This window comes from Pseudonocardia sp. NPDC049154, assembly GCF_040648315.1.
GTDB lineage: Bacteria > Actinomycetota > Actinomycetes > Mycobacteriales > Pseudonocardiaceae > Pseudonocardia.
Genome location: NZ_JBEZDN010000241.1, coordinates 1 through 3,466, shown reverse-complemented (window position 1 = coordinate 3,466; position 3,466 = coordinate 1). Strand labels below are relative to the sequence as shown.

General features: G+C 74.1%; 5 protein-coding genes. 3 read left to right on the top strand and 2 right to left on the bottom strand.

Going from position 1 to position 3,466, the window contains the following annotated elements; translation table 11 throughout:
* Positions 1-109: 109 nt before the first annotated feature.
* Both AB0B41_RS42900 and AB0B41_RS42895 read right to left on the bottom strand, forming a co-directional pair.
* Positions 110-844, bottom strand: coding sequence for a Sir2 family NAD-dependent protein deacetylase (locus AB0B41_RS42900; RefSeq protein WP_358212960.1), 735 nt, complete (start codon positions 842-844; stop codon positions 110-112).
* A 91-nt stretch (positions 845-935) separates the two neighbouring features.
* A complete protein-coding gene (locus tag AB0B41_RS42895; RefSeq protein ID WP_358212956.1) occupies positions 936-1,244 on the bottom strand; it encodes an antibiotic biosynthesis monooxygenase in 309 nt (102 codons plus the stop codon).
* Positions 1,245-1,287: 43 nt separating this feature from the next.
* Here AB0B41_RS42895 and AB0B41_RS42890 point away from each other — a divergent pair, with 43 nt between their 5' ends.
* The 3 genes from AB0B41_RS42890 to AB0B41_RS42880 form a co-directional block, all read left to right on the top strand.
* Positions 1,288-2,073 carry an alpha/beta hydrolase gene (locus AB0B41_RS42890; protein WP_358212954.1) on the top strand — a complete coding sequence of 262 codons (786 nt, stop codon included), beginning with the start codon at positions 1,288-1,290 and terminating at the stop codon, positions 2,071-2,073.
* Between the two features lie 400 nt (positions 2,074-2,473).
* Positions 2,474-3,130 carry a sigma-70 family RNA polymerase sigma factor gene (locus AB0B41_RS42885; protein ID WP_358212952.1) on the top strand — a complete coding sequence of 219 codons (657 nt, stop codon included), beginning with the start codon at positions 2,474-2,476 and terminating at the stop codon, positions 3,128-3,130.
* Positions 3,131-3,370: 240 nt separating this feature from the next.
* Positions 3,371-3,466, top strand: a 96-nt coding sequence (locus AB0B41_RS42880) for a hypothetical protein (RefSeq protein ID WP_358212958.1), incomplete at its 3' end; no start/stop codon positions are given.

Here is a 3,466-nt window from a genome sequence, read left to right as displayed (position 1 = left end):
CCGCGGGGGTGGGTCCGCGGTTTTCGGCCGTGCCTTGGGTGTGGGCCCCACCGCCGCCCCCCAACACCATTTGTGAGCGAGAGCGCCGTTCGTGCATCGAGGGCGGGTTCTACAGCAGGGCGTCGAGGGCGCGCAGGGTCGCGGCGGCGGGAGCCGGGATGCCGACGCCACGACCGTGCCGGACCTGCGGCTCGCGTACGTTGATGCGCACCAGCGCGCCGGTCGCGGCACTCGCCAGCTCGGCTTCGCGGCGCACCGTCGGCACGGCGGTGCCCGCGCCGATCTCGACGACCGCGAGGCCGCGGCGGTGCGCACGGATCCACTCGTGCAGATCCTTCAGCGTCGGTCCCGAGCGCGCCGGGTCCCAGGACCGGTCGCCGAACATCAGGATGTTGGGCCGGGCGAGCCCACCGCACGCCGGGCACGCGGGCAGCGGCTCGCGCGCCCGCATCGACACCGGGTCCACGTCGACCTCGACGCCGTCGGCCGGCCAGACCGGCTGGTCGCACCCGCGCAGGCACTGCAGGTGGTGGATCGAGCCGTGGACCTCGGCGACCTCGTCGAACCCCGCCTTCTGGAACTGCCCGTCGACGTTCGAGGTGAACACCCGCGTCGGCCTCTGCTCCGCCCAGCGGCGCAGGACGGCGAAACCCTCGTGCGGCACCGTCGCGCGGTACAGCGCGAGCCGGTGCCCGTAGAACCCCCAGGCCAGGGCGGGGTCGTCGGCGAAGTGGACCGGGTCGGCGATCTCCTCGAACCGCAGCCCGAGGGCCTCGTACGGCGGGTAGGCCCGCCAGAAGCCCTCGGTGCCGCGGAAGTCCGGCAGGCCGGAGTCGACGCCCATCCCGGCGCCGGCGCACACGAGCAGTGCCTCGGCCCCGCGGAGCAGCTCGGCAGCCTCGGCGATCGCCGGGTCGACGGTCGTCAAGAGCGGGTCAGAGCTCCACGACCTCGAACTCCAGGAGGTCCGCCCCGCTCGCGACCGGCCTGCCGCCCGCGTCGGGGGCCCGCTGCCCGGCGTGCGCCTCGACGGCCGGACCCGTGCGCCAGGCCTCGAACGCCTCGTCGGACTCCCAGGTGGTGACCACGAAGTAGCGGTCGTCGCCCTTGACGGGGCGGAGCAGCTGGAAGCCGAGGAAGCCCGGCTGCCCGTCGACGGCGTGCTTGCGGTTCGCGAACCGCTTCTCGAGCTCGGGGCCCGCGCCCTCGGGGACGTGGATTGCGTTGATCTTCACGACGGCCATGCGCCCCACGTTAGCCTCACCGGTGATGGAGGGGCGGCGATCGGTGCGGACGTCCGACGGGACCTACCTCGCGGTCGTCGAGTTCGGGGGTGGCGGCCCGCCCGTCCTGCTGCTGCACGGGCTGATGGGCCGGGCCACGACCTGGTGGTCCGTGGCCCGCAGGCTCACCGACCACGGCCGCGTCCTCGGGCTCGACGCGCGCGGGCACGGCCGCTCCCAGGCCACCGGCCCGTGGACCACCGACCGGATGGCCGACGACGCCGCCGACCTCCTCGAACAGGCCGGCGCCGGACCCGCGCTGGTGATCGGGCACTCGATGGGCGGGCTGCACGCACTGGCGCTCGCCGCCCGCCGGCCGGACCTCGTGCGCGGGGTCGTCGTCGAGGACATGGCGGTGGACCTCACCGGCCTGGCCGGCCGGCCGATGGCCGACATGGCCGCGTGGTTCGGGGCGGTCCCGCAGCCCTTCGCCTGCCGCGAGGCCGTGCGCGAGGCCTTCGGACACCCCCGTCGCGAGCTGGGCGACTACATGGCCGAGTGCGTGGAGGAACGGGCCGACGGGCTGCACCTGCTGACCCGGGTCCGCGACGCCCTGGAGATCGCCACCGGCTGGACGCGCGAGGCCCGGTGGACCGACCTCGACGCCGTCGGCTGCCCGGTGCTGCTGGTCGAGGCGGAGGAGTCCGTCGTCCCGGAGGGCCACATGGCGGCGATGGCGGAGCGGCTCGGGGCCGAGCACCACGTGCTGCCCGGAACGGGGCATCTGGTGCACGCCGACGAGACGGCGTTCCTCGGCGTCGTCGAACCCTTTCTCGCCCGATGTCGGTGACGACCGGATCGGCGGCCACGCTACGGTTTCGGCCCTTCCGGTCCCGTCGACCGTTCCGGGCCTTGCTCCGAACGGCGGCTCCTGAATTACGTACGTGGCGTTCACGTTCTTTGTGATCTCTGTTCGCGCAGGTCGCGGCGATATCGGTCGCCGAATGTGACCTTGGTGTGCCACATCGTCACCGGCTTGCTGAGACACACTCAGAAATGGCCTTGTGGGCCGCGACGGCGCTGTGCAAGCCTCTGCCCACTCCATTCGGGAGCCGCGAATCCGCCGGGGCGCAGGCGAATTCCGGGTACAACGTCGAGAGCTGCGCGCCGCCGGCCAACCCGCCGACGTGTCGCGGGGTCCCGGGTCACCGAGCCGGGACACCGGTGGGGGACGCGCCCGAGGTGTGGGGATGTACCAGGAGCGGAGAAGCGTCCTGGCCGCGGACGACCCGGCCGCGGCGGAACCGGAGCGGGCCGGGGGGCCCGGGGCCCGGATCGACGAGCTGGTCGCGCCGGCCCGTCGGGGGGACGAGCGCGCGCTGACGGAGCTGCTCGAGCTGGTGCGCCCGCTCGTGCTGCGCTACTGCGAGAACCGGCTGCACGGGTCGGCGGTGTCGGCGGAGGACGTCACCCAGGAGGTCTGCATCGCGCTCCTGCGGTCGTTGCCGTCCTATCGGGACCGCGGACGGCCCTTCCTCGCGTTCGTGCACACGGTGGCGAGCCACCGGATCGCCAGCGCGTGCAGCACGGCGGTGCGCACGCACGAGCGCGCGGTCGCCGAGCCACCGGAGCCGGGCGACGGCTGCGAGCGCCGGGACCAGCCGGAGCTCAACGCCCTCGACCGAGCGGCGGCCGCCGAGGTCGACCGGCTGTTGCACCGGCTGCCCGGGCGGGCGCGCGAGATCCTGCTGTTGCGGGTGGTGTGGGGGCTGTCGGTGCGGGAGACCGCCGAACACCTGGCGCTGAAACCGGAGTCGGTGCGGCTGAACCAGCACCGGGCCCTCCAGGCGCTGCGCCGGATGCTCACCGGCGGCACGGCCTGGCAGCTGCGACCGGAAGCGGGCTGATCCGCACGATGACCCCCGACGGCGACGGCACCCCCGCCGGCCGCCGGCCCCTCGACGAGGAGCCGGCGGTGGGTGGGTGCTGCCCGCGCGCGCCGGAGCCGGTCGATCTCTCCGCCATCCTGGCCGACGACGCACTGCTCGACGCCCTGGGCCGGCACGCGGTCCCCGACGACCGGATCCGCGAGTGCTACGGCTCCGATCCCGTCCTGGACCTGCTGCTCGAGTGGCGCGGCGTCCGGCATGCTCTTCGAGCGGTTCCTCTCCCCGGACCGGGACGGCTACCCGGACATCGACCTCGACATCGAGTCGGGCCGGCGCGAGGAGGTGATCCAGTAC

What these genes read in the sequence shown, in the direction of transcription:
- AB0B41_RS42900 (WP_358212960.1), bottom strand. Translation starts at nt 844, where the DNA reads ATGGGCGTCGACTCCGGCCTGCCGGACTTCCGCGGCACCGAGGGCTTC.
- AB0B41_RS42895 (WP_358212956.1), bottom strand. Translation starts at nt 1,244, where the DNA reads ATGGCCGTCGTGAAGATCAACGCAATCCACGTCCCCGAGGGCGCGGGC.
- AB0B41_RS42885 (WP_358212952.1), top strand. Translation starts at nt 2,474, where the DNA reads ATGTACCAGGAGCGGAGAAGCGTCCTGGCCGCGGACGACCCGGCCGCG.